This is a genomic window from Sandaracinobacteroides sayramensis, assembly GCF_022014495.1.
Taxonomy (GTDB): Bacteria; Pseudomonadota; Alphaproteobacteria; order Sphingomonadales; family Sphingomonadaceae; genus Sandaracinobacteroides; species Sandaracinobacteroides sayramense.
This window is the reverse complement of the sequence record NZ_JAKLSQ010000034.1, coordinates 8,195-31,872: the sequence shown is the minus strand read 5'-3', so window position 1 is coordinate 31,872 and position 23,678 is coordinate 8,195. Positions and strand designations below refer to the sequence as shown.

The window sequence follows — 23,678 nt, the reverse complement described above, 5'->3', positions numbered from 1 at the left end:
ACAGGGCGGCAGGCGCCTGTCATCAAACCATCTCTTGCGCCTCCCCATCGCCCATGCCACTATATATGCCAAGGACCGGGTAGGAGAGGCGTTCATTCGCACCCTTCTTTCGAGCTTTGGGGATTTCGCCAGCGGGCAGTTCGCCACTATGGGGCAGCCTCGCCGCCCATGGCCTTCTTCCCCTCATGGCGCTTCGCCGCTCGCCCATCCTTCCCTGCTTTTTGCCCCGGAACATGGCCCGGCATGAGCCAGTTCGGAGCCCAGCTCACCGCCGTCCTCGGCCCCACCAACACCGGCAAGACGCATCTCGCGGTGGAGCGCATGTGCGCCCATGCCGGCGGCATGATCGGCTTTCCGCTGCGCCTGCTCGCCCGCGAAGTCTATGACCGGGTGGTGGCGCTGAAGGGCGCGCCGCAGGTCGCCCTCGTCACCGGCGAGGAACGGATCGTCCCGCCCGGCGCCCGCTATTTCCTCTGCACGGCGGAAAGCATGGTGACCGACCGCGCCTTCCCCTTCGTCGCCATAGACGAAGGGCAGATGGGTGCCGATCCGGAACGCGGCCATGTCTTCACCAACGCCATGCTGCACCTGCGCGGCACCGCAGAAACCATGATCCTGGGGGCGGAAACGCTGCGCCCGGTCATCCGCCGCCTGCTGCCGGACGCGCAGATCGTCGGCCGCCCGCGCTTCTCCAGCCTCAACTGGGCGGAGCCGAGGAAGCTTTCCCGCCTGCCCGCCCGCTCCGCCATCGTCGCCTTCACCGCCGAGGATGTCTATGCGCTGGCGGAAATGCTGCGCCGGCACAAGGGTGGCGCGGCGGTGGTGATGGGCGGGCTTTCGCCGCGCACCCGCAACGCCCAGGTGGCGCTCTACCAGTCGGGCGAAGTCGATTATCTGGTGGCGACCGACGCCATCGGCATGGGCCTCAACATGGACATCGCCCATGTCGCCTTCGCCTCGCTCTCAAAGTTCGACGGCCGCCGCCACCGCCGCCTGCGCGCCGCCGAAATGGCGCAGATCGCCGGCCGCGCCGGCCGCCACCAGCGCGACGGCAGCTTCGGCACGGTGCAGCTCGGCCGCGCCGACGAAGGCGGCAGCCCCGCCTTCACCGAGGCCGAGATCGCGGCAATCGAGACGCATGACTTCCCGCCGCTGCAGGGTCTCGTCTGGCGCAACGCCCGGCTGGACTTCGCCTCGCTGCACCGGCTGGTGATGAGCCTGGAAGCGACGCCCTCCTCGCCCGACCTCTGGCGCGGCGACGACGCCATAGATTTGCAGGTGCTGAAGATCCTTTCGGGCGAGCCCTGGGTGATGGAGCGGGCGCAGGGCCGCCCCGCCCTCATGCGCCTCTGGGCGGCCTGCGGCCTGCCCGACTACCGCCGCACCGGGGCGCAGGCGCACGCCAACCTCGTCGGCCGCATGTTCCGCCACCTGTCCGAAGGGCGCGGGCATCTGCCGAGCGAATGGATCCGCTCGGAACTGGCCGTTCTCGACAATGTCTCGGGCGACATCGGCGCCCTCTCCGACCGGATCGCCGCGGCCCGCACCTGGACCTATGTCTCCCACCGGGGGGACTGGCTGGAAGACGCCGCCGGCTGGGCCGAGCGCGCGCGGCAGGTGGAGGACAAGCTGTCGGACGCGCTGCACCAGCGGCTGACGCAGCGCTTCGTCGACCGCCGCACCGCCGTGCTGCTGAAGGACCTGAAGCTGCGCGACCCCGACCTGCGCGTCGAAGTGGACCCGGACGGCGCCGTGGTGGTGGACGGCGCCATCATCGGCACGCTGAAGGGCTTCGCCTTCCAGCCCGACCCCTCGGCCCGCGCCGGGGAAAAGAAGCTGCTGCTGGCCGCCGCCGAGCGCCGCCTCACGTCCGAACTGGCGGCGCGGGCGCAGGCCCTCATCGCCTCGGCCGACGGCGACTTCGCGCTGGACTTCCGGGGCGGCATGCCGCCGCGCCTCCTGTGGCAGGGCAATCGCGTCGCGGCGCTGCGCCGCGGCAAGGACGCGCTGAACCCGCGCATCGAGCTGGACCGCAGCCTCGATTCCCTCGAACCGTCGCTGCGCCAGGCGGTGCAGGCCCGTCTTGCCGGCTGGGCCGATGCGGCGAAGAGCCGCCACCTCCTCGCCCTCACCCGGCTGGAGGCGCTGAAGCCCGAACTGTCGCAGGCCGCGCGCGGCCTCGTCGTGCAGCTCACCGAAACCATGGGCTCGCTGCCGCGCGCCAGCGTCGCCTCGCTGATCGCCAGCCTCACCCGCGAAGACCGGCGGGCGCTCGGCCGCGCCGGGGTGCGCCTCGGCGTCTGCCATGTCTACGCCGCCGATGCGCTGCGCCCGGAAGCGACGCGCTGGCGCCTCGCGCTGTGGGGCGTGGCGACCGGGGTCAGCGACATGCCGCCGCCGCCCCGCCCCGGCCTAACATCTCTGAAGCTCGACCCCAACGCCCCGCCCGGCTTCTACGCGGTCGCCGGCTTCTGGGCGCTGGACGGCTTCGCCATCCGTGTCGACATGGCGGACCGCACCGCCCGCCTCCTCCACGCCCAGCGGCTGGCGGAAAAGGCCGGCGCCGCCGCCATCCGCCCGGACCCGAAGCTGATGACCAGCCTTGGCCTTTCGCCGCGCGATTTCGCCCGGCTGATGCAGGCGCTGGGCTTCCGGGGCGCCGCCGATAAAGGCTTCGCCTTTGCGCCCGCCAAATCCGGCCGAAGCCGCCGGCAGGCCGATGTGCCGCCGCGCCGCGACGCCGCCAATGCCTTCGCCGACCTCGGCGCCCTCCTGCGCGGAGACAATTCCGGGGGGAGACGCGCCCTTGACTGAGAGGAGACTGCCGCTTGGTGTATGAACGGGGAATGCGCCTCGACAAATGGCTCTGGTTCTCGCGCCTGTCGGGAAGCCGGAGCGAAGCCCAAAGCCTTTGCGAAAGCCGCCGCCTGCGGCTGGACGGACGGGTGATAGACAGAAGCTGCGCCACCGTCCGCAGAGGCTCCATCCTCTCCTTCCCCAGGGGCGACCATGTGATCGCCGTGCGGGTGGAGGCGATGGCGGAACGCCGCGGCCCTTCCAGCGAAGCCCGCGCCCTCTACACCCCGCTGCTGCCGGCGCCGGCGCCGCAACTCGAAACCCATCCCGGCTGGGGCGCCATGCAGCCGGCCTGATAGCCGGAGTTTAGCCTGCCTCCATAGCGCAAGCATTGACGTTCGGCGGCCGCTCACGCTAGCGCTCGGCGAAACGAGCATAATGATTGGGGTGAACCGATGGCCTATGTGGTGACCGAGCAATGCATCCGCTGCAAATATATGGACTGCGTGGAGGTCTGCCCCGTCGACTGTTTCTACGAGGGTGAGAACATGCTCGTCATCAACCCCAATGAATGCATCGACTGCGGCGTGTGCGAGCCGGAATGCCCGGCCGAAGCCATCGTGCCCGACACCGAGCCGAACCTCGAGAAATGGTCGGAGCTGAACGCCAAGTTCAGCGCCGAATGGCCGAACATCACGGTGAAGGGCGAAACCCCGCCCGACGCCGACGAGTGGAAAGACAAGCCGAACAAGCTGGAAGAGGAATTCTCCGAAAAGCCCGGCAGCGGCAACTAGGCCGGGAACCCGCAGAAACCCTCGCCCCACTTTCCCGTCCGTCCCCGTCCCCCCGGGCTTGACCCGGGGTCCAGCTTTCACGCTGGCGCTGCGCAGAAAGCAAAACGCCCGCCCGGATGTTCCAGGCGGGCATTTTATTTGCCCCTCACGCCCCCAACCTCAGATAGCCCGACCTCAGATGGAAAGCGCCTTCTTCACGTCGCGCCAGTCCACCAGCTTGTAATTCTGCTGCTTGCCGTCGCTTTCGCAAACGGCGGTGTCCGGGTCGTTCGGGCCTTCGCCGTCGCAGGTGTCGTGCATGGCGATTGCGCCTTCGGGGAAGCCGGCGATCGGCCCGCTCCAGGCGTCCACCCCGTCGGTTTCCGTCACCGGGTCGATGCTGCCGCCCGCCACGCGGAACCGGCCGGCCCAGGCATATTCGCCGCCCTTGATTTCCCAGACGGCGAAGGCGCTGTCGCCCTGGCTGGAAGCGATCAGGAACTGGCGCGCGCCGTCGCGCATGATGGTCAGGCCCTCCACATCGGCGACCAGCCTGCTGCCGTCGACGGGGGCGATCTTCACCGGCGCCGCGGCGGCATCGGCCAGGCTCATGCGCCAGATGCCCACATCCTCCTCGCCGACATAAAGCTCGCCGGTCTCGTCGTTCACCACGCAGCCCTCGGTCTGGCTGCCCAGCTTCCACTTGTGCTTCAGCGCCATGGCCGGCTTGCCGCCGGCGCCCACGCTGATCGCATAGGCCCGCACTTCGCCCGCCTTGTTGTTGGCGATCGCGAAAGTCTCGCCGCCGAACTGGCCCATGCAGAAGCCATAGGGCTCGCCGAATTCCTTCTCGGTCGGCAGGAAGCCCCAGCGCGAGAGCTTCAGCGTCGCCGGATCGATGAGCCAGGTCATCACCCCGAACTTCTCGCGCTCGGACGCCGCCACCAGAGCCGTCGGCTTGCCGCCCACGGCGAAGCTGCGCTGGTCGACATTGTTCACCGGCCCGTCGGGGAAGAATTGCAGCATCCTGCCCGCCATGTCGTGGACATAGAGCCCCTTCGACTTGTCGGTGCCGATCCACAGCGCCCGCGCGGGGTCGGCCGGATCGCGCCACAGCACCGGGTCGTCGGCGTCGACGGTCGGGTTGTCGGGCACCAGCGTCTCGGCGACGGCGGGAACCGAAACGGTGATAACTTCCGCCGGAGCCGCGGCGGTTTCGGTCGCCGGCTCCGCCACTTTCCGCTCGCCGCAGGCGGCCAGCAGCAGCATCGCGGCAGGCGCCCATTTCCAGATTCGCATGCTCAGTCTTTCACTTCCGCCGTGCAGGGCAGCCCGTCCGGGCCGAGCCGACCGGCCGGCATCGGCTGGTCGGGCAGTTGCGCCGGGCCGGAGCAGCGCCGGGCTTGCGGCAGAGCCGAATCCAGTTCCACCAGCCGGTTGCGTCCGTCCGCACCTTTCACCAGATCGAAGCCGTCGTAAAGCACGCCGGTGTTCAGATGCGCGCGCAGCTTCAGCCGGTCGGCCTCCACATCCACGATCTGGAACAGGCTGCTGTCCTCGGCCACCTTGTCCGGCTGGGAAGCGGAACGGTCGTTCAGCCCATACATCTTCGATCCGGCGACCGAGACCATATAAACCGGCCCCTGCACCGCGCCGCCCGTGCGCGCTTTCGCGCCCGCCTCGCGGCCCTGCTCCGCCGTGAGGCGGCTGTAGCAATGGTCATGGCCCTGCAGCACCAGGTCCACCTTGCGCCGCTCGAACAGCGCGGCCCAGGCTTCCTTCAGCTTCGGCGTGTCCTTCGGCCGGGCGCAGGTGAAGATCGGCTGGTGCATCAGCACCACGTTCCACCGCGCCTTGCTGCCGGCCAGGGTCCGGTCCAGCCAGTCGGTCTGCGCCTTCAGCGTGCCCAGATCGAGCGCCGAGGTGCCGTCCAGCACCACGAAGCGCACGCCCTGCCAGTCGAGGAAATAGCTGGTCGCCTCGGCGCCCGCCGCGCCATTCTTCGGCAGCGTGAAGCTGACCGGCCAATGCGGCGCCAGCCTGCGGCTTTCCGCCCCGTTCGGCAGGATCAGGTCGACATATTCATGGTTTCCAGCCGCCACCACCTGCGGGACCGAGGCCAGCGCCCAGCCGCCGGCGGCGAACCATTCGCCCCATTCGTCGTCGTGCGCCAGATCGTCCCGGCTGGCGACCAGATCGCCCGCGTGCAGCATCAGCGCCGGATTGCCGGCCTGCAGCAGCGCCCGCCGCCAGGCCAGCGAGCCGATGTTCAGGATGCTGTTCTGCGTGTCGCCGACATAGAGGAAACGGAACGGCTTCGCTTCGGCGGACGCGGTGCGGAACTGGTGCCACTCGCTCCAGCCGGCCGTGCCCTGCACGCGATAGGCATAGGCGGTATCGGGCTTCAGGCCGATGAAGCGCACGCTGTGGTGGCGGGAGGGGCCATTCTCGCTGGTCGCCGCCACGCTCGTGCCCGACACCTGCACCGCCTTCTGGCCGAAGGTCGGCGACGGCGCCATTTCCGCGAGCTCCGCCTGCGTCCCGGCCACGCCCGTCTCGGTCCGCCAGGTCACGGCCATTTCTCGCGCCGGATCGGCCCCGGGATTCAGCACCACACGGTCCGGCAGCGACTTCGCGCGATAGGGGGCGCCGGCCGCGGCCGGCGCCTTTTCCCCCGTCATGTCGATGACGGCCGGAGCCTGGGCGATCGCCGGCGCCGCCAGAAGCAGCGCCGAGACGAGAAGGGCCGTCCGCATCAGAAGTTGGCCTTCACACCGAACTTCGCCGTCCACTTATACTCTTCATACTGCAGCAGGCGGCGCTGCGACGGCCCCTTCTGATAGGCGACATATTTGGCGTTGTTGAGGTTCACCATGTCCGCGAAGATGGTGAAATTGTCCGTCACCCGCAGCTTCGCCGACAGGTCGACCTGGAAGTGCGGCCGCACATAGCGGTCTTCCTCGGCGGTGGCGCCCAGCTCGTCCAGATAGCCGTCGCGATAGGCGCCGGACACGCGGAACGAGAGGATGCCCTTGTCATAGCCGAGCACCGCGTTGAAATTGTGCTTGGAAGAAGCGGGCAGCGGGATCTTGCGGCCGTCGTCCAGCGTGCCCTTCGCGTCGGTGTAGGTGTAGTTCAGGTTCAGCAGCAGGCCGTCGAACGGCGCCGGCAGCATGGTGAAGGCCTGCGAGTAGCTGGCTTCCACACCCAGAACGCGGGCGCTGTCGCCGTTGATCGGAATGGTGGCCTGGGTGAAGGGGATGCCGGCGAAGCTGCCGTTCTCGAACTGGGCGTCCACGATGAAATCGTTGATCGATTTCCAGAAGAAGCCGGCCTGCACCACGGCCTTGGGGGCGAAATAATATTCGATGGTCGCGTCGCCGTTCCAGGCCCGATAGGGCTTCAGATCCGGGTTGCCGAAGCTGCCTTCGCGCTCGCCCTCGTCATTCTCCTCCACCGAGAACATCGGCGCCATGTCGCTGAACTTCGGCCGCGCCAGAGAGCGGTAGAAGCCGGCGCGCGCGACGATGCTGGACGACAGGTCGGCCCGCAGGTTCAGGCTGGGCAGCCAGTCGGTGTAGCTGTTGCGAAGCTGCATCGGCGTGATGAACAGCGTGTCCTCATCCAGTTCCTCGCCGTTCCAGATACCGCCTTCCTCCACGAGATCGATGCGGTTGCCGCGCATGTTCACGCTGGTGTGCTCCATGCGGACGCCGCCGACGATGCGCAGGCTATCGTTCTGGAAACGCCCTTGCAGATAGGTGGCGAACACATCTTCCTTCGCGTCGTAATTCTCGGCGTTGGAAGCCAGATCGGTGTCGAGCTGGTTCAGCTCGAACGATCCGCGATTGCTCTTCACCCAGTCGCGGACCTTCTGCAGATCCGGCACCGGGGCGATGTTGGCGAGGCCGTAGGTCGGGGTGCCCGCCACGTCCGACAGGTAGAAGTCGCCATCGAAACCGTCGTAGACATCATATTGGAAGGATTGGCGCTTGTGCCGCAGGCGGGCCTTGCCGCCCCACTTCACTTCGAAGTCGCCGTTGGCCAGCGCGAAGTTGCGGGCGATATCGGTCTTGAACGCCCATTCCTTGTCCACCGCGTCTTCCTTGGTGGTATATTCCATCAGCGAGAATTCATATTTCGACGGATCGACGAAATCCGCGCCGCCCTGGGTGATGCTGAACCCCGGACGCTGCCAGTCGGAGAAGTCGAAGTCGACGCCCAGCTTGCCATCCCCCTGGAAGCGCTGGCGGAAGCGGACAGGGTCGATCGAGCCGTCCTCCTTCTGCTCGGCGCGCGACCAGCTGGCCATATAGTCCAGAGTCCATTCATTCACCTCGGTGCGGCCGCCGCCGACGATCGAGGTGGTGGTCTGCCATTCACGGCGGTCCTTCAGGTCGCGGCGCACTTCGATGCGGCCATCGGCGGAATCGAAGGCGAAGCCGTTCTCGTCGCCGGAGGCCGGCGGCTCGTTCGGCTTGAACACCAGCCGGGTGCGAAGCTCGGTGTCGTCGAACTTCGAATAGAGGCCGCGCAGGTAGAGCGTGGTGGAGTCGGCCGGGCGCCAGTCGAGGCTGAGGTTGCCGCCCCAGCGCACGCGCTTCACGTCATAGTCGCGATATTCGATGGTCTCGGCATAGTCGGGACCGCCATCCTCGCCGGCTACCCAGTCGCCGACTTCGACATTGTCGGTGGAGAATTTCCGCCGGTTCCACGAGAAGCCGCCCGACACGCCGAAATCCTCGGTCAGCCGGGTGGAGAAATCGACGCCGATCTTCGGCGACCATTCCTCGGAAAGCTTGTTGTAACCGCCCTCGACGTTCACCCCGACGAAGCTCTTCTCCCGGTCGAAGGCGGAGGTGGTGTGGATCTCGATCGAGCCGCCGATGGTGTCGCCGTCCATGTCCGGCGTCAGCGACTTCTTGATCTCGATCGATTCGACCAGCTCGGAGGGGATCACGTCCAGCGCCACGGTGCGCTCGTCGCCGCCGGTCGCCGGCACGCGGGCGCCGTTGATCGAGGTGGAGTTCAGTTCGGGGTCGAGGCCGCGAACGGCCACGAAGCGGCCTTCGCCCTGGTCGTTCAGCACGTTGATGCCCGGCGCGCGGCGCAGCGATTCCGCCACATTCTGGTCAGGGAACTGGCCGATGGCGTCGCGGGTCAGCACCGTCACCACCGTGTCGGCGGCGCGCTGGCGGCTGATCGCCGACAGCATGTTCGCCTGCTGGCCGATCACCAGGATGGTCTCGATGTCGGTGCCTTCCGGCGCCAGAACGAAATTGATCTGCACCGTGCCCTGCTCGGCGATCGTCACCGACTGGGTCTCCTGCCCGGCGCCGGCGAAGGTCGCCACCACTTCATGCGTGCCGGCCGGAAGGTCGGTGAAGCGGAAGCGGCCGGCCGCGTCGGCGCTGGTCACCCGGCCGAGCGAGGGGATTCGCACTTCCGCCCCTTGCAGCGGGCGCACGCCGGTCGAATCGGCGATGGTGCCCGTCAGCGTGCTGGCGAGGGCCGCCTGGCCCAGCGCGGTGGTGGCGAGGAGAAGGACGGCCGTCCGGGCAGCGGAGGCATGGAAGCGACGCATATGGGGGGTTCCTGAACCGAGTGAAGTTGCAGGCCCGTTGGCGATTCCATGTTTCCAACGAGAGGCAATTTCATTGCAGTTTCAAGAAAGGCGGCATCAATCCTACGCCATGTTGCGGCGAAGCAACAGGCGGCAATCCAGCCGAGAGCGACGCCGGGTCAGGCCTCGAACCGCAGCCGGTAATGGCGCGGAAAAGGCGTGCCCTCGCCATCGGGCGGCGCCAGCGCGCGCAGGCCCGGCTTCGCCAGCAGCGGCGTCAGCATCGCCGGCAGGATCGCCTGGTTGATCCTGTCCCCCCAGCACAGATGCAGCCCCTCGCCCCAGAGCGCATAGGTCTCCCACGGGCGCGGCGCGCGGAAGGCGTTGGGGTTCGGCACCGCCTGCTCGTCGAACATCGCCGACAGGTTGGAGGCGAGAACCATGGTGCCGGCCAGCACATCGTCGCCCCCCAGCCGCACGTCGGCCGGCGTGCGGCGATAGAGGATGGGGCTGATGGGGTTGAAGCGCAGCGCTTCCCACAGATAGCCGGCCACCCCGGCCTCGTCGCCGGCCGCCGCCAGAGCGCGGACTTTCGCCAGCTCCGCCGGCCGGCGCAGCAATTCGTCGATGGCGAAACAGGCCGCCTTGCTGAGAGTCGGGATGGCGCCGATCAGGATGCCGATGATGTTGGCGCGCACGCCATCCGCATCGAAAGCCGCCTCGCCCGCCTGCCCGGCCGCCACCGCGCGGCCCAGCAGCGTCTCCGGCCCGGCGGTCGCCACGCTGGCGTCGATGGCGGCGTTCACCCGGTCTTTGGCGGCCATCGCCTCCGCCTCGACCTTCGGGTCGGCCCCGAGGTCGGAGAAGAGATAATGGAACAGCAGGGTCGCGTCGGCGATCAGCTGCTCCCTTTCCATCGCCACGCCGAAATAGTCCTGCACCATCCGCGCCGGGATGCGCGCGGACAGCATCGGCGGCAGGTCCACCTCCTCCCCCTGCAGCGCGGCGGCCGCTTCCGCCCGCGCCATCGCCAGCACCGGCTCCAGATCATCCGGCTGCACGATGGCGCGCATGGCGGCGGTGTCGCGCCGATAGTGCGGCCCGTCCTGCAACCCCAGGAAGAAGTCGCGCCCGCCCGTCAGCTTGCGCATGCGCGGGCCATAGACCACTTCGAAATCCGCCTGCCGCGCGATCACCTCGCGGAAATCGGCGGCGGTCGTCAGCAGCAGGCTGCGCGCCGCCGGATAGGGCTTCACCAGGTTGACGCCGAGCCCCAGCCGCGGCTGCGCGAAGCGCAGCACGGCAAAGGCGTTGCGCTGCCCGGCGGCCGCCCCCAGCACGGCGGCCAGCCGCGCCTTGAAACCGCCCTTCGCCTTCAGAAAGGCGGCGCCCAGCCCGGAAACGCCATCGATCGCGGCCATGAACCGGCGGATTGCACTCATTTCGCGCAGCTCCTCATGTCGGGCCCCCTCATGTCGGATCCGTCACGCCCTGGCCGATCATCCGCAAGGCCGTCATCGAAGGCGCGAAGAAATAGTCTCCGCCGCGCGTGGAAACGAACTGCGGAATGCCCGACGCGATGAAGGGCGGCGTCTTCCTGTCCGGCGAGGCGATCACGAAGCGCGCGCCCGGCCCATGGGTGCCGACGATCGGGCAGCTGTCGTTGCCGGCGTTGAAGTCCAGCCCGTAATTCGCCCATTGCTGCTGCACGAACTCGAACTGGCGGAACAGGCTGGCGCAATGCGCCAGCATCACGATCCCATGATCGCCGCCTTCCGCCCCGCGATGGCCATAGGGCAGCCCGCGCCGCAATATCCGCCGCCGGTTGTTCAGCGCCGATCCCATCCGCGCCTTCTTCGGCTGGTCCCACAAGGGGTCCAGCATGTCGCGCGTGTTCATCCGCCGGATGTGCGAGGTGACGGGGCAGACGCTGCCCGACACATCCTCGCAGAAATCGAAATGGGTGACGGCCGCCAGCCACTCCGCCGAACCCGGCTTCAGATCGAGGTTGAACTGCCTCCACTCGGCGGCCGTCGGCGCCCGCGAGAGCGGCACCCCGTCCGGCCAGCGCCCCGCCATCTTCGCCTTCAGCGTCGCCTCGGCGTCCGCCGGATCGTCGATCTTCCAGGTGGCGGCCAGCCCCTTCGCCCGCTCGGCGATCCAGGTGTCCCAGCTTTCCACATGTTGGTGCAGCTTGCGATAGGCGAAGAAACTGCCGTTGCGGCTGAAATCCAGCGGCATGGCGGCGCCCGCCACCTCCTGCGCCTCGTCCGGCCAGCCGAGGATGAACTCGCCCGGCGCCAGCGGCCGCCAGTTCCCCTCGCCGTCGACGGCGCCCTGCCCGACGCAGCGCTTCTGCTCCTCGTCGCCGGGATACTGCCCTTCGAACACCGGATCGCCGATCGCGTCGACGAAACCGAAATGCTCCGTCGGCCGCGGCTGCCGGCGGCCGTCGGGCAGATCGGCGAACAGCGCCGAAAGCTCCTGCCAGCGCGGGTCCGGCCCGGCATGGCCGGCCAGCAGCTTCACCTTGCCGCCAGACGCCTCGGCGGCGGCCAGCACGGTCGCCGTCAATGCCTCCAGCGCCGGCAGGGCGTTGCCGAACTCGTCCACCCGGCAGTTCAGCATCACCAATATGTGGGGTTTATCCTCGCTTTCCTGCCACACCGGGTCCCAGTGGGAGGGGGTGTTGTCCAGCACGTCGTCGCCCAGCATCGGCGCGCGCGACAGCATGCCGTCCACGAATTCGTCGGGCATGCCGCGAAGCGTGCGGGTCGGCACCCCCAGCGCGTAAAGCCCCCAGAAGGTGAAGGCAAGGTTCAGCGTGCAGTCCGGCCGGGGCACTTCCACCTTGCCGGTGGGGATGCCCTTGCTGGAAGGCCAGCGCAGCGCCGTCGTCACCAGCGGCCGCAACGCCTCCACGAAGGCGCGGCCGGCCGCGCTCTGGTCGGCGTGGAACAGCAGGAACCGCCCCTTGGGGAAGCCCAGCTTGCCATAGGCCGACAGGATCCCGCCCTGCAGGTCCCCCAGTTCCAGCTCCGCCCGGATGGGCGCTTTTTGCGGCGCGTTCACAACACCACCCTTTTCGCCCCGACGGCCTTATGTTCCACCAGATCGACCCCGTCCGACCGGATCACGCCCGGCGCCTGCGTCGGGCTTTGCAGGTCGTCCGGCCGCACATCCTCCAGGAAATGCCCGAAGGCGGCGTGAAGGTCGGCCTTGTCGAAGCCCTGCACCCGCTCGGCGAACAGGGCGAAGCGCTGCTGCACATGCAGGGATTTCAGCACGCCCGGCAAATCGCTGCCCGGCGCCGCCGGATAGGGCTTCTTCCCCCTGCTCCACAGCAGCCACGCCGACAGGCCAACACCCGCCACCACCCCCAGCAGCAGATAGGCCGGCAGCCACCAGAGGCTCTCCGGCCGCAGCAGCAGCCACAAAAGCCCGGTCGCGCCCAGCGCCACCAGCGCCAGCCGCTTCGCCAGCCCGCCCAGCGTCTCGCCCTTCAGCGGCGGCCGCCCCGGCCAATAGTCGTTGAAGCTCATGGTGGTGTCGAGCTGGCCGCGCTTCACATAGGCGGCGAACCCGGCGGCCGAATCCACCGCATCGAAGCCATGGCAATGGCCGAAGATCGCCCGCATCTCCGCTTCGCTATGCCCCCACATGTCCTCGGCCCAGCTCGCCACCCCCTCGTCGGGCTCGTCCGGCCGCCGGTCGATGTCGGCCGCCAGCACCAGCCAGGGGCGCGACAGCACGTCGAAGGGCTGGTGCGTCAGCCGGCTCTTGCGGGTGAGCGCATCGGCCAGCGGGTCGGAGCCGTCCTTGCCGTTGAACATCGGCTGGTCGACCACCAGCAGCCGCAGGAAATGCGTGCGCCGGCAGCGGGCGAAGGGGCTGGAAAGCCCGTTGCCCACGCTCACCGGGCTCTGCTCGGCGGTGGGCAGGTTGGAAAGCTCCTCGCGCAGCATGTGGCTGTGGGTGGTGATCTGCCCGTCCGGGTGCAGCACTTCGCCCAGCTTCACCGGCGCCAGCACGGTCAGGAAAATATGCCCTCCGTCGATGGTCGGCATCAGGCGGTTCCCCAGCGCTTCTTCACCAGCGGCTGCCGGTGCGCATCCGCCCGCGCCGTGTCGTTGGAGGCGACCGGCGCGAACCCCGGCGAGCCGAGGTCGTTCTGCACCGTGCAAAGCTCCTCCAGCCAGGCCGCGGCGAAGGCGTCAGGCCCCTTCGCATGCGCCGCCTGCAACCTCAGCAGCGCGGAACGCACGCGCAAGGCCGCCTTCACGTCCCGCTGCGCCGCCCCCGGCGTGGCGTTGTAGTAATAGGAGGTGTCGATCTGGTTCGCGCGGATATAGGCCTTGAACGCAGAGATCGGGATCGACTTCGGATAGCGCGTCGCCGAATACCAGAAGAGGTCGAGCCCGCTCGGCAGCCCGTCGGCGAAGGCGTCGATATACTGGTCCCAGGTGCCGTTGAAGTTGCTGACGAACAGCGTGTAGTCGTTCAGCAGTTCCTCCTTGGGCTGGCCGAAATCCGGCCATGCGTCGCGGCGGACGATCACCCAGCGGGCGAAGTGGATGATGGAAAGGCCCAGCAGCCCCATCAGCCGCTCCGGCAGGGCGCGGGCGGCGTAGAAGAGGAAATGGTTGATGAAGGTGCGTCGCGGCCGCATCGGCGTCAGCACATTCATCGCATAGGCCTTGCCGGCCACGTTCGACATCGGATGCCCCCTTCGTCTGCCCGGGATCTGCGGTTCAGGCGCCCTGAATGCCCGAAACCGCGTCCATGATAAGGCGTTAACCAATCCATATTGAACCAAATTAACGATTAGGCAAGCAGCCCGGCCCACCGGAAACGGGTCGGTTCGAAGCAGTGCCGATCGGTTTCACCAACCCTGTCGCCTTACTCCCCACCTCCGTCACCCCGGGCTTGACCCGGGGTGACGGGTGCGCCGGGTCAGATTCAAGCCAACACACCGCCAACCAGCCCACCGGCTTTACTTTTCCGCCGGACTCGTGGGACGCAGCTTCGCGTGGAAACCCTGCTGTGGCCGATTCTGGGTGCCCTTCTGGGCCTTGTCGCGGGGTCGTTCCTCGCCACTCTGGTCGTGCGCTGGCCGCGCGGGGAGGGGCTGGGCGGCCGCTCCCGCTGCGACTCTTGCGGCAAGCCGCTCGGCCCGCTGGAACTGGTGCCGCTCGTCTCCGCCCTCGTCTCGCGCGGCCGCTGCCGCGCCTGCGGCGCCGCGATCGACCGGCGCCACAGCCTCCTCGAACTGGCCGCCGCGCTGATCGGCGCGCTGGCGATGCTGGCGTCTCCAGGCACGGTCGGGCTTTCGGGCGCGCTGCTCGGCTGGGCGCTGCTCGCCCTCCTCGCGCTCGACGCGGAACATCAATGGCTGCCCGACCGCATCACCCTGCCCTTGCTGGCGCTCGGCCTCTGGCTCGGCGCCGGGGATTTCACCGACCGGCTGCTGGGCGCGGCGATCGGCGGCGGGGCGCTGCTGCTGCTGGCGCTCGGCTACCGGGCGCTGCGCGGGCGGGACGGCATGGGGCTGGGCGATGTGAAGCTGATGGCGGCGCTCGGCGCCTGGCTCGGGCCTCTGCTCCTCGGCCCGCTCATGCTGCTGGCCGCGCTTCTGGGCCTCGGGATGGCGCTGGGGCTGCATCTGCGCGGCCGGCCGCTGCCGGCCGGCGGGCGCATTCCCTTCGGCGCCTGCCTGGCCGCGGCCGCCTTCCCGCTCTGGCTTTTCGCCAGCGCCACGGCCTGGGCATGAGCCTTGCGGCACTCCGTTCAACCTCGTCCGGAATCGACGGACTGAGCGCCAATGCCTTGAACCGAATCGGCAATCCCCTTACCCCCGGCGATCCAGGGCCGATTCTGAGACGATTCCACAAGGCCGCTGGCAGGGTGAAGAATTTGGACAGGAAAGTGGTCCCCGCGCGCCGCGCCGCCCCCTCCAAACGGGGCGGCAAGCCGAACCGGACCAGCACAGATCGGGGCGCGCGCCCATGCTGACGCGCCAATGGAATCTGGGGCATCTGCTGCTCGGGGCGATGGCGCTCGCGCTGATTCCGCTCTCCGTCAACATCCTCAACGTCGTCCGCCAGCCGCTGCCGGTGCCGCCCCCCTTCACCGCCCCGCCCATGGCGGACCGGGCGCTGCTGGCGCGCTTCGATCCCTTCTTTCCCGTCCGCGCGGACTCCGGCAGCGGCCTTCCGGTCACCGCCCTTCCGCTCAGCCTGCACGGGGTCCGCTCCGATTCCGCCACCGGGCGCGGCAGCGCCATCATCGCCTCCGGCGACGGGGAGCAGAAAGTCTATGCGGTGGGCGAGACGGTCACCGACGGCGTGACTCTGGCCGCGATCGCCGCCGATCATGTCGTGCTGGACCGGGGCGGCACGCGCGAGGCGCTCTGGCTCGACACCGCCGGCGGCGAGACGGTGCAGCGCTACGACCCGACCGCCACCGACCCGATGCCCCCCCTGCCCCCGCCCGACGCCGACGGCAACCAGATGCCCGCCTCCGACGCGCCGGCCGAAGCGCCGAGGCCGTCGGCGATGAGCGGAGCGGCTGAAACGCCCCCCACGCCCGAAGGCGATTCCGAAGGAGACGGGCAATGAAGCGCGCTCGCCCCGGGCAACGCCTGGCCGGCTGGCTCGCGGCTCCCGCGCTCGCCATGATGGCGCTCGGCTCGCTCCCCGCGCCGGCGCTGGCGCAGGCCAGCATCAACCTGCGCGACGCCGACATCCGCGCCTTCATCGACGATGTCGCCCGCGTCACCGGCAGCAGCTTCGTGATCGACCCCAGGGTGCAGGGCAAGGTCTCGGTCGTCTCCGACAGGCCGCTCGGCCGGGCGCAATATTTCGAGCTGTTCCTGGCGACCTTGCGCGCCAACGGCTTCGTCGCCGTCCCCACCGGCAGCGGCCAGTACCGGATCCAGCCGGCGGAAGCCGGGGCGGGCGCCCAGGGCGGCCGCTTCTCCACCGCCGTCATCCCGCTCACCAACATAGAGGCGCAGCAGGCGGTGGATTCGCTCCGCCCCGTGCTCAGCCGCAACGGCACGGCGTCCGCCAACCGCGCCGGCAACGCCGTCATCCTCACCGACTTCGCCGACAACATCGCCCGCGCCCGCGCCGTGCTGCAGCAGGTGGACCGGGACCGCTCCGTCACCCAGGTGGTCACGCTCAGGAACTCCGGCGCGCGGGATCTCGCCCAGTCGCTGCAGCAACTCGTGCGCCAGCCGGGCGAAGGCAACACCGCGACCGTCTCCATCGTCCCCATCGACACCTCGAACGCCGTCGCCATCAAGGGCGAGGCCGCGCAGGTGAAGCGAATCGCCGAAATGGCGCGCGACCTCGACCGCAAGGCCGCCGGCGGCTCGGAATCGCGGGTGATCTTCCTGCAGAACGCCGACGCGGCGGCGATCATGCCGGTGCTGCAACAGTTGATGGGCCAGCCGCCGACCGCCAGCAGTTCGGCCGCCGCCACCCCCTCGCTCGCCGGCACGCCGTTCGGCGGCGGGCGCGGCGGCAGCGCAGCGGAAGGCGCCAGCATCGCCCAGACCAGCACCGCGGCCACGCCGGCCAATGTCGGAGTCGCGGTGGGCAGCAGCAGCCGCCGGCAGGCGATCATCGCCCGCTACGACGGCGCCAACGCGCTGGTGATCGCCGCCCGCCCGGAAATCCAGCGCGAGCTCGGCGAAATCATCCGCCAGCTCGACACCCGCCGGGCGCAGGTGCATGTCGAGGCGATCATCGTCGAGATTTCCGACACCGCCGCCCGCCAGCTGGGCGTGCAGTTTCTGCTGGCCGGGCGCAACGGCGCCGTGCCGCTGATGTCCAGCAACTTCTCCAACGCCGCGCCCAACCTGATGGCGATCGCCGGCGCCATCGCCGCCGACAAGGGCGCCATCCCCGAGGGCACGACAGCGGACGCCTTCCGCGCGGCGGCGGCGGAATCGCTGCTCGGCACCACCGGCTTCACCGGCGGAGTCGCCCAGATCGCCTCCGACGTGATCTTCGGCTTCGTCATCAACGCGGTGAAGAGCGACGTCAATTCCAACATCCTCTCCACCCCCTCCATCGTCACGCTGGACAACCAGCCGGCCCGAATCCTCGTCGGCCAGGAAATCCCGGTGACGACGGGCGAGGCGCTGGGCAACAATCTCGACAACAGCTTCCGCACCGTGCAGCGGCAGGATGTCGGCGTGCAGCTCGCGGTGAAGCCGCAGATCAACGCCGGCGGCACCGTCACCCTCACCATCAAGCAGATCGTCTCCTCGGTCGCGCAAACGGTGGGGGACCGCGACTTCATCCTGAACAAGCGCGAGCTCGACACCTCGGTCACCGTCGGCGACGGGCAGATACTGGCGCTCGGCGGCCTTCTGGACGACAGCGAACGCCGCTCGTTGCAGAAGGTGCCGCTGCTGGGCGACATTCCGGGCCTCGGCGCCTTCTTCCGCTCGAAGACGAACAGCCGGATAAAGACCAATCTGATGATCTTCATTCGCCCCAGCATCGTCCGCACCCAGGAAGACGCCGATGAAGTGACGGCGACGCGCTGGAACAACATCCGCCAGCAGCAGATCGAGAAGGACGGCTTCTCCAGCCTCGACGGCCTCGCCTGGGAATATATGCGCACGGCGCCGCCCTATCAGCCGCACCCATTCCCGCCCCCGGCGGCAACCCCGCAAGCGGCGCCGCCGGCGACACAGGTTCCGGCGACGCAGCCCCGCCCATGAGCAGCGCGCCGCCGAGCTTCGGCAGCCTCGGCGGCCCCGCCGCGCCAGGCATCGGCCTGCCCCCGGTTCTGCCCTACGCCTTCGCCCGCGCGCAGGGCGTGCTGATCGTGCCCGGAACCGACCGTCTGGCGATCCGCCGCGGCGCGAAGCCCGCCGCCGTGCTGGAAGCCCGCCGCGTCGCCGGCCGCGCCCTCGCGCCCGAAACCATGGCCGAGGAAGCCTTCGACCGCCTGCTCTCCGAAGCCTATGCGACGGACGGGCTTTCCGCCGCCGCCGAAGCCGCCGCCGCCTCCAACCTCTCAAACCTCGTGCGCGAAAGCGCCGACCTCCTCGACAACGACGACGCCGCCCCGGTCATCCGCCTCATCAACGCGCTGGTGGCGCAGGCGGTGCAGCGCGGCGCGTCCGACATCCATCTGGAGCCGGCGCCGGGCAGCGAGGCCGAAGGGGCGGCGCACGGCATGGCCGTCCGCCTGCGCCACGACGGGGTGATGGAGGAAGTGCTGCGGCTGCCGGCGGAAGTGGCGCCGATGCTGGTCAGCCGGGTGAAGGTGATGGCCCGGCTCGACATCGCCGAGAAGCGCCTGCCGCAGGACGGCCGCATCTCGCTGACGCTCGGCAACCGCGCGCTCGACGTGCGCGTCTCCACCCTGCCCGCGCGCGGCGGCGAGCGGGTGGTGATGCGCATCCTCGACCAGTCGGCAGTCGGCCTCGAACTGACGGACCTCGGCCTCGACGCCGCCACCCATGGCGCGCTGAAGGACGCGCTGTCGTCCCCCAACGGCATCGTCCTCGTCACCGGCCCGACCGGCGCGGGGAAAACCACCACGCTCTACGCCGCGCTGAAGCTGCTGAACGACGGCAAGCGCAACATCCTGACGGTCGAGGACCCGGTCGAATACGCCGTGCCCGGCGTCGGCCAGACGCAGGTGGACACGCGCGTCGGCCTCACCTTCGCGCAGGGCCTGCGGGCCATCCTGCGGCAGGATCCGGATGTGGTCATGGTCGGCGAAATCCGCGACCGGGAAACCGCCGAGATCGCCGTGCAGGCGGCGCTCACCGGCCACCTCGTGCTTTCCACCGTCCACGCCAATTCGGCGGCCGGCGCCATCACCCGCCTGCGCGATTTCGGGGTAGAAACCTTCCTCATCGCCGCCACGCTGCGCGCCGTCGTCGCGCAGCGGCTGGTCCGCCTCGTCTGCCCCGTCTGCATGACGGAGGAGCCGCTGGCCCCGGCGCTGGCCCGCCGAATCGGCCTGCCGAGCGGCCTTCCCGTCGCCAAGGCCAATGGCTGCGACCGCTGCCGCCACAGCGGCTACACCGGCCGCAAGGGCCTGTTCGAGCTCATCACCGCCGACGGCCCGGTGCGCGCCCTCATCAACGACGGCGCCGGCGAAGGCCAGCTGGAGCGCGCCGGCCTGCAACGCTCGCTGATGGAATCGGCCCGCGCCGCCGTGCGCGAAAAGCGCACCACCCCCACCGAAGTTCTGCCGCTGTTCCAGGCGGACGTCGTCCGCACGCCGGCCGGGACGGAGCGCGCAGGGGCGGAGCCGGCGCCGTGAAGCCGCCCGCCCCCGCGCGCCCCACCCCCGCGCGCCCTGCCCCGGCCGGCACCGCAAAACCGGCCGACCTCCCTTTCTGGAAACGCCCGATCCACTTCGGCAAGGGCGGAATCAGCCTCGGCTCCGGCAACGGCCCGGCGGCCGCCGGCGGAATCCCGAAACTCGGCGCCCAGGCCCGCTCCACCCTCATCCGCCAGCTCGCGACGCTGACGGCGGTGATGCCGGTGACGGACGCGGTGGCGACGCTCGCCCGCCAGCCCGGCCGCGAGGCCGAGCGGCAGGTGCTGCAACGCACCAACCGCGCGCTGCAGGCCGGAAGCCCGCTCGCCGCCTCGCTGCCGCCTTCGGTGTTCCCGGCCGAAGTCCGCTCCACCATCGCGGCCGGCGAAGCCTCGGGCCGGCTGCCGCTGCTCCTCAACCGCCTCGCCGACACGATGGAGGCGCAGGTCGCGCTCCGCTCGCGGCTGATCTCCACGCTGGCCTATCCGCTGCTGCTGCTCATGGTGGCGATCGGAGTCATCCTCGCCATGCTGCTGTTCGTGGTGCCGGGGATCGCCGAGCAGCTCACCGGTTCCGGCCAGACGCTGCCGCTCCTCACCCGCATCGTGCTGGCGCTGTCCGGCTTCGTGCAAAGCTGGTGGTGGCTGCTGCTGGCGGTGCCGCTCGTCGCCGGGCTCGGCCTCTATCTCTGGCTGAAGCGCCCCGGCAACCGCCAGCGCTTCGACCGGGCGCTGCTCGATCTTCCGGGCATCGGCGGCTGGCTCTCCGCGCTGGAGGCGGTGCGCTGGTCGCGCCTGCTCGCCACCATGCTCTCCGCCGGCCTGCCGCTGGCGGAGGCGATGCACATCACCGCCCCCACCCTGTCCAACAGCGCCTGGCGGGAAGCGACGAACCGCATGACGCAGCAGGTGCGCGCCGGTTCCTCGCTGTCGGCGACGCTGGGGCTTCTGCCCAACCCGCCCGGCCTCCTCGTCTCGCTGGTGCAGTCGGGCGAAAGCTCGGGCCGCCTCGCGCCGCTGCTCGAATCCGCCGCGTCCAGCCTCGACCGGCAGCTGTCCGACCGCAGCCGCACCATTCTCGCCCTTGCGGAACCGGCGATAATCGTGGTTCTGGGCGGTCTGGTCGGGCTGATCATCCTGGCCGTGCTGCTGCCCATCCTCGAACTCAACACCCTTGCCGGTGCCGGTATCGGAGCCCCCTGATGCACAACCCCACCCCCCGCCCCGCCACAGCCGCCAAACCCGGCGAATCCGGCTTCACGCTCGTCGAGCTGCTCGTCGTGCTGGCGATCATCGGCCTCCTCACCACCGTCGTCGTCATCAACGTCCTCCCCATGCAGGGCCGGGCGCAGGTGCAGAAGGCCGAGGCGGACGTGGCGCTGCTGGAACAGGGGCTGGAATTCTGGCGGATCGACATGGGCCGCTACCCGACCGCCGAGGAAGGGCTGGTGGCGCTGACCGTGCCGACCGCCACCGGCGCCAAGATCAAGAAGCTGCCGAACGACCCCTGGGGCCGCCCCTACGGCTATCAGGTGCCCGGCGAGAACGGCCAGCCCTATGTGATCTTCTCGCTCGGCGCCGACGGGCAGCAGGGCGGAGAGGGCGAGAATGCCGACATCCGCAGCGACAGGCGGTAAAATCCGCCGCAAAACCCGCAAGGGGGGCGAAGCCGGCTTCGCGCTCATCGAAATGCTGGTGGCGATGGTGCTGCTCAGCCTCGTCGGCCTGACGCTCGCCCGCTTCCAGACCTTCCAGCTCGCCGGCACGGCGTCCGTCGCCGCCGCCGCCGCCGCCCGGCTGGAGGCGGACAACAAGGTGATCGACGTGCTGGCGGCGCTCCAGGCCCCCACCGCGCCGGAAAGCGGCTCCAGCGCGAACCTCGGCCGCGAATGGCACTGGACGGTGGAACCCGGCCCGCCGCCCGACCCGGCCCGCATGCCGGAAATGGTGACCGTCCGCGTCAGCATCAGCGCCACGGCCGGCGGCCCGCCGCTGGTCAGCCGCACGCTTCTGCGCCCGCAGCTCTATCGCCCCGAAATGCGCGAGCTGCGCGACGGGCCACGGCAATGAAGGCGGCCGCGACGAAAGCCGCCGCCGGCCGCAGCGCCGGCTTCACCCTGGTGGAAATGCTGGTCGCGGTGCTGCTGTTCGGCCTCATCGCTTCCATCGCCACCACCCTCACCATCGGCGCCACGCGCAGCTTCGCCGCGACCGACGGCCTGCTTTCCGCCCTTTCCAATCTGGAGGGCACGCGCGCCGTGCTGGCCGCCGATCTCGGCCAGGCCGCCAGGCGCCCCAGCCTCGCGGCCGACGGCAAGCCGATGCCCGCCTTCCTGCTGCTGCCCGAAGGCTTCGTCCTCGTCCGGCGCGGGGTGGGCGGCACGCTGCCCAATGTCGAGAAGGTCGCCTGGGGCTTCGACGGCGAACGCCTGCTGCGGCAGAGCTTCCCGGCGATCGACGGCGCCCAGCCCGGCCCGGCGACGGTGATGCTGCCCGGAGTCAGCGCCATCCGCATCCGCGTCGCCAGCGCCAGCGGCTGGCAGGACCATTGGCAGCCCTCCCGCCCCGAGGATCTGCCGCAGGCGGTGGAAATCACCCTCGTCCGCGCCGATGGGCTTCCCGTCGTGCTGAAATTCCTGGTGGCGGCGTGAAGCCTCGCATCCCGCCTTCCGAACGCGGCGCGGCGCTGCTGGCGGTGCTGGCGATGGTGATGCTGCTCGCCGGTTTCGCCAGCCTCGGCTTGTCCCGGCTGCGCGCCGCCACCGACCGGATCACCGATTCCGAAGCCCGCAGCGAAGCGCAGATCCTCGCCAATTCCGGCACCGCCGCCGCGCTCGGCATGATCCACCTGCTGAAGGCGCAGTCCCACCGCAACCCGAAGCTGATGCAGGCCCCGATCCGCATCCCGCTGGGAGAAGGCCAGGTCGAACTCCGGTTCAGCGACGCCGGAAACTGCTTCAACCTCAACAGCCTCGCCCGCCAGCAGCAGCTATCGGCCGGCACGGGCACCCAGGCCCAGTCCCGCGCGGCGGATTTCGCCCGGCTGCTCGCGGCCACCGGAATCCCGCAGCTCGAAGCCTCCACCATCGCCCAGGCCACCGCCAGCCGCCTGTCGCAGACGGGCATGCTCTGGGCCGACGCCAGCGAATGGGTGACCGTGCCCGGCGTCACCGCCCAGCATTGGCAGATGGCGGGCGCCCTGCTCTGCGCGCTGCCCAACCGCGAGGTGTCGGCGATGAACGTCAACAGCCTGCGCCCGGAACAGGCGCCGCTCCTCGCCTCCATGGGCCTCGGCGCCGACGAGGCCCGGCGCGCGCTCGCCAACCGCCCGGAAGAAGGCTGGACATCCGCCAACCAGTTCTGGGACCAGGCCTCGTCCAGCGGCACGCCCGACACGGCCGGCGCGGAAATGGTCGGAACCTCCAGCCGCTGGATCGAGCTGAAGCTGCTGGCGCGCACCCCGCGCGCCGCCGCCGGGCGCGAGCTGCTGCTGGATACGATGCGCCAGCCGGCAAGGGTAGCGACGAGCCGCTGGTTGGCTGTAGAGGAAAGCGTGCAAGAGGAACGGCCATGAAGCTGATGTTGGAAACCGCCGAAGGGGTGCGCCCGCTCGCCGATTCGGGCGAGGAAGGCGTGGCGCTCGTCGGCGTGCTGCCCGGGGACGACATCGCCCTCCACCGCCTGCACCTGCAAGAGACGGACCCGGCCGAGCGGCTGGAGGAAGCGCGCATGCGCGCGATCGACCTCGCCGCCCAGCCGGTGGAGGACCTGCACATCGCCGTCGGCCCGCCGCAGGAGGATGGCGCAAGCTGGATCGCCGTCATCGACCGGGAGCGGATGGCCGGCCATATCGAGCATTTCCGCGCCGCCGGCGCCGCGCCGCGCCACTTCACCCCGGCCGCCCTGCTGCTGGACGCGCCCGACATCCGCCCGGCCATGGCGCGTTTCGACGACGACCGGCTGCTGCTGCGCACCCAGGATTTCGCCGGCCTCGTGGAGCCGGGCCTCGCCCCGCAGCTGACCGGCACCGCCTTCCCCCCGCGCCTGCCGCAGCTTCCCGCCTTCGAACCCGCCGCACCCGCCACCCTGCCGCTCGACCTGATGCAGGGAGATTTCGCCCCGCGGCTCAAATGGTGGAAATCCCGCCGCTTCCGCATCTCCGCCGCCCTCCTCATCCTGTTGCTGGCGCGGGCGCTCGCCGCTCCCCTCCTCATCGGCCGGGCGCGCGCCGCCGCCGCCATCGCCGGC

The 23,678-nt window shown here is 69.8% G+C and carries 20 protein-coding genes; 13 read left to right on the top strand and 7 right to left on the bottom strand.

Features of this window, described 5'->3' with window-relative positions; all coding sequences use genetic code 11:
• Positions 1-243 precede the first annotated feature (243 nt).
• From L6Q21_RS17375 to fdxA, 3 genes are all read left to right on the top strand, one after another.
• Positions 244-2,814 carry a helicase-related protein gene (locus L6Q21_RS17375; RefSeq protein ID WP_237832020.1) on the top strand — a complete coding sequence of 857 codons (2,571 nt, stop codon included), beginning with the start codon at positions 244-246 and terminating at the stop codon, positions 2,812-2,814.
• A gap of 17 nt (positions 2,815-2,831) precedes the next feature.
• Entirely contained in the window at positions 2,832-3,152 is a 321-nt protein-coding gene (locus L6Q21_RS17370) for a S4 domain-containing protein (protein WP_336246256.1), read from the top strand.
• Between the two features lie 99 nt (positions 3,153-3,251).
• Positions 3,252-3,590 (top strand): ferredoxin FdxA, encoded by a 339-nt coding sequence (gene fdxA, locus L6Q21_RS17365; protein WP_237832019.1) that lies wholly within the window; start codon positions 3,252-3,254, stop codon positions 3,588-3,590.
• Between the two features lie 174 nt (positions 3,591-3,764).
• On the opposite strand, the gene L6Q21_RS17360 is transcribed toward fdxA, so the two are convergent.
• The 7 genes from L6Q21_RS17360 to L6Q21_RS17330 all read right to left on the bottom strand — a co-directional run bounded on the left by L6Q21_RS17360 (position 3,765) and on the right by L6Q21_RS17330 (position 13,849).
• A complete protein-coding gene (locus L6Q21_RS17360) occupies positions 3,765-4,868 on the bottom strand; it encodes a phytase (RefSeq protein ID WP_237832018.1) in 1,104 nt (367 codons plus the stop codon).
• Between the two features lie 2 nt (positions 4,869-4,870).
• Positions 4,871-6,325 carry a purple acid phosphatase family protein gene (locus tag L6Q21_RS17355; protein WP_237832017.1) on the bottom strand — a complete coding sequence of 485 codons (1,455 nt, stop codon included), beginning with the start codon at positions 6,323-6,325 and terminating at the stop codon, positions 4,871-4,873.
• Positions 6,325-9,153 carry a TonB-dependent receptor gene (locus tag L6Q21_RS17350; protein ID WP_237832016.1) on the bottom strand — a complete coding sequence of 943 codons (2,829 nt, stop codon included), beginning with the start codon at positions 9,151-9,153 and terminating at the stop codon, positions 6,325-6,327. Before L6Q21_RS17350 ends, L6Q21_RS17355 begins: the two co-directional genes overlap by 1 nt.
• A 158-nt stretch (positions 9,154-9,311) precedes the next feature.
• Positions 9,312-10,574: a cytochrome P450 gene (locus L6Q21_RS17345; protein WP_237832015.1), complete on the bottom strand. Its 1,263-nt coding sequence runs from the start codon at positions 10,572-10,574 to the stop codon at positions 9,312-9,314.
• Between the two features lie 28 nt (positions 10,575-10,602).
• Entirely contained in the window at positions 10,603-12,204 is a 1,602-nt protein-coding gene (locus tag L6Q21_RS17340) for a Dyp-type peroxidase (protein WP_237832014.1), read from the bottom strand.
• Positions 12,201-13,199: a hypothetical protein gene (locus L6Q21_RS17335; RefSeq protein ID WP_237832013.1), complete on the bottom strand. Its 999-nt coding sequence runs from the start codon at positions 13,197-13,199 to the stop codon at positions 12,201-12,203. The genes L6Q21_RS17340 and L6Q21_RS17335 overlap by 4 nt, the downstream gene beginning before the upstream one ends.
• A complete protein-coding gene (locus tag L6Q21_RS17330) occupies positions 13,199-13,849 on the bottom strand; it encodes a hypothetical protein (protein ID WP_237832012.1) in 651 nt (216 codons plus the stop codon). Before L6Q21_RS17330 ends, L6Q21_RS17335 begins: the two co-directional genes overlap by 1 nt.
• A 312-nt stretch (positions 13,850-14,161) precedes the next feature.
• Here L6Q21_RS17330 and L6Q21_RS17325 point away from each other — a divergent pair, with 312 nt between their 5' ends.
• The 10 genes from L6Q21_RS17325 to gspL all read left to right on the top strand — a co-directional run.
• On the top strand, positions 14,162-14,902 hold the full coding sequence (locus L6Q21_RS17325; protein WP_237832011.1) for a prepilin peptidase: 741 nt from the start codon (positions 14,162-14,164) through the stop codon (positions 14,900-14,902).
• Between the two features lie 235 nt (positions 14,903-15,137).
• Positions 15,138-15,749, top strand: a complete 612-nt coding sequence (locus tag L6Q21_RS17320) for a type II secretion system protein N (RefSeq protein ID WP_237832010.1) — start codon at positions 15,138-15,140, stop codon at positions 15,747-15,749.
• On the top strand, positions 15,746-17,869 hold the full coding sequence (gspD, locus tag L6Q21_RS17315) for a type II secretion system secretin GspD (protein ID WP_237832009.1): 2,124 nt from the start codon (positions 15,746-15,748) through the stop codon (positions 17,867-17,869). Before L6Q21_RS17320 ends, gspD begins: the two co-directional genes overlap by 4 nt.
• Positions 17,866-19,431, top strand: coding sequence for a GspE/PulE family protein (locus L6Q21_RS17310; RefSeq protein WP_237832008.1), 1,566 nt, complete (start codon positions 17,866-17,868; stop codon positions 19,429-19,431). Before gspD ends, L6Q21_RS17310 begins: the two co-directional genes overlap by 4 nt.
• Entirely contained in the window at positions 19,428-20,633 is a 1,206-nt protein-coding gene (locus L6Q21_RS18185) for a type II secretion system F family protein (protein WP_237832007.1), read from the top strand. Before L6Q21_RS17310 ends, L6Q21_RS18185 begins: the two co-directional genes overlap by 4 nt.
• The gene (gene gspG, locus L6Q21_RS17300) at positions 20,633-21,067 is read left to right on the top strand and encodes a type II secretion system major pseudopilin GspG (RefSeq protein ID WP_237832006.1); all 435 of its coding nucleotides are present in this window, start codon (positions 20,633-20,635) and stop codon (positions 21,065-21,067) included. Before L6Q21_RS18185 ends, gspG begins: the two co-directional genes overlap by 1 nt.
• Positions 21,039-21,500: a type II secretion system protein gene (locus L6Q21_RS17295; protein ID WP_237832005.1), complete on the top strand. Its 462-nt coding sequence runs from the start codon at positions 21,039-21,041 to the stop codon at positions 21,498-21,500. The genes gspG and L6Q21_RS17295 overlap by 29 nt, the downstream gene beginning before the upstream one ends.
• The gene (locus L6Q21_RS17290) at positions 21,497-22,081 is read left to right on the top strand and encodes a type II secretion system protein GspJ (protein ID WP_237832004.1); all 585 of its coding nucleotides are present in this window, start codon (positions 21,497-21,499) and stop codon (positions 22,079-22,081) included. Before L6Q21_RS17295 ends, L6Q21_RS17290 begins: the two co-directional genes overlap by 4 nt.
• Positions 22,078-23,004 (top strand): type II secretion system minor pseudopilin GspK, encoded by a 927-nt coding sequence (gene gspK / locus L6Q21_RS17285; protein ID WP_237832003.1) that lies wholly within the window; start codon positions 22,078-22,080, stop codon positions 23,002-23,004. The genes L6Q21_RS17290 and gspK overlap by 4 nt, the downstream gene beginning before the upstream one ends.
• Positions 23,001-23,678 (top strand): type II secretion system protein GspL (gene gspL, locus L6Q21_RS17280; RefSeq protein ID WP_237832002.1); only part of this gene is annotated, 678 nt, incomplete at its 3' end. The genes gspK and gspL, both read left to right, overlap by 4 nt.

Bases quoted from the DNA above. Each gene is read 5' to 3' on its own strand.
- L6Q21_RS17350 (WP_237832016.1), bottom strand. From the start codon at position 9,153: ATGCGTCGCTTCCATGCCTCCGCTGCCCGGACGGCCGTCCTTCTCCTC.
- L6Q21_RS17290 (WP_237832004.1), top strand. From the start codon at position 21,497: ATGAAGGCGGCCGCGACGAAAGCCGCCGCCGGCCGCAGCGCCGGCTTC.
- L6Q21_RS17295 (WP_237832005.1), top strand. From the start codon at position 21,039: ATGCCGACATCCGCAGCGACAGGCGGTAAAATCCGCCGCAAAACCCGC.
- gspD (WP_237832009.1), top strand. From the start codon at position 15,746: ATGAAGCGCGCTCGCCCCGGGCAACGCCTGGCCGGCTGGCTCGCGGCT.
- fdxA (WP_237832019.1), top strand. From the start codon at position 3,252: ATGGCCTATGTGGTGACCGAGCAATGCATCCGCTGCAAATATATGGAC.
- L6Q21_RS17360 (WP_237832018.1), bottom strand. From the start codon at position 4,868: ATGCGAATCTGGAAATGGGCGCCTGCCGCGATGCTGCTGCTGGCCGCC.
- L6Q21_RS17330 (WP_237832012.1), bottom strand. From the start codon at position 13,849: ATGTCGAACGTGGCCGGCAAGGCCTATGCGATGAATGTGCTGACGCCG.
- L6Q21_RS17335 (WP_237832013.1), bottom strand. From the start codon at position 13,199: ATGCCGACCATCGACGGAGGGCATATTTTCCTGACCGTGCTGGCGCCG.
- gspG (WP_237832006.1), top strand. From the start codon at position 20,633: ATGCACAACCCCACCCCCCGCCCCGCCACAGCCGCCAAACCCGGCGAA.
- L6Q21_RS17310 (WP_237832008.1), top strand. From the start codon at position 17,866: ATGAGCAGCGCGCCGCCGAGCTTCGGCAGCCTCGGCGGCCCCGCCGCG.
- L6Q21_RS17375 (WP_237832020.1), top strand. From the start codon at position 244: ATGAGCCAGTTCGGAGCCCAGCTCACCGCCGTCCTCGGCCCCACCAAC.
- L6Q21_RS17355 (WP_237832017.1), bottom strand. From the start codon at position 6,325: ATGCGGACGGCCCTTCTCGTCTCGGCGCTGCTTCTGGCGGCGCCGGCG.
- L6Q21_RS17345 (WP_237832015.1), bottom strand. From the start codon at position 10,574: ATGAGTGCAATCCGCCGGTTCATGGCCGCGATCGATGGCGTTTCCGGG.
- L6Q21_RS17320 (WP_237832010.1), top strand. From the start codon at position 15,138: ATGCTGACGCGCCAATGGAATCTGGGGCATCTGCTGCTCGGGGCGATG.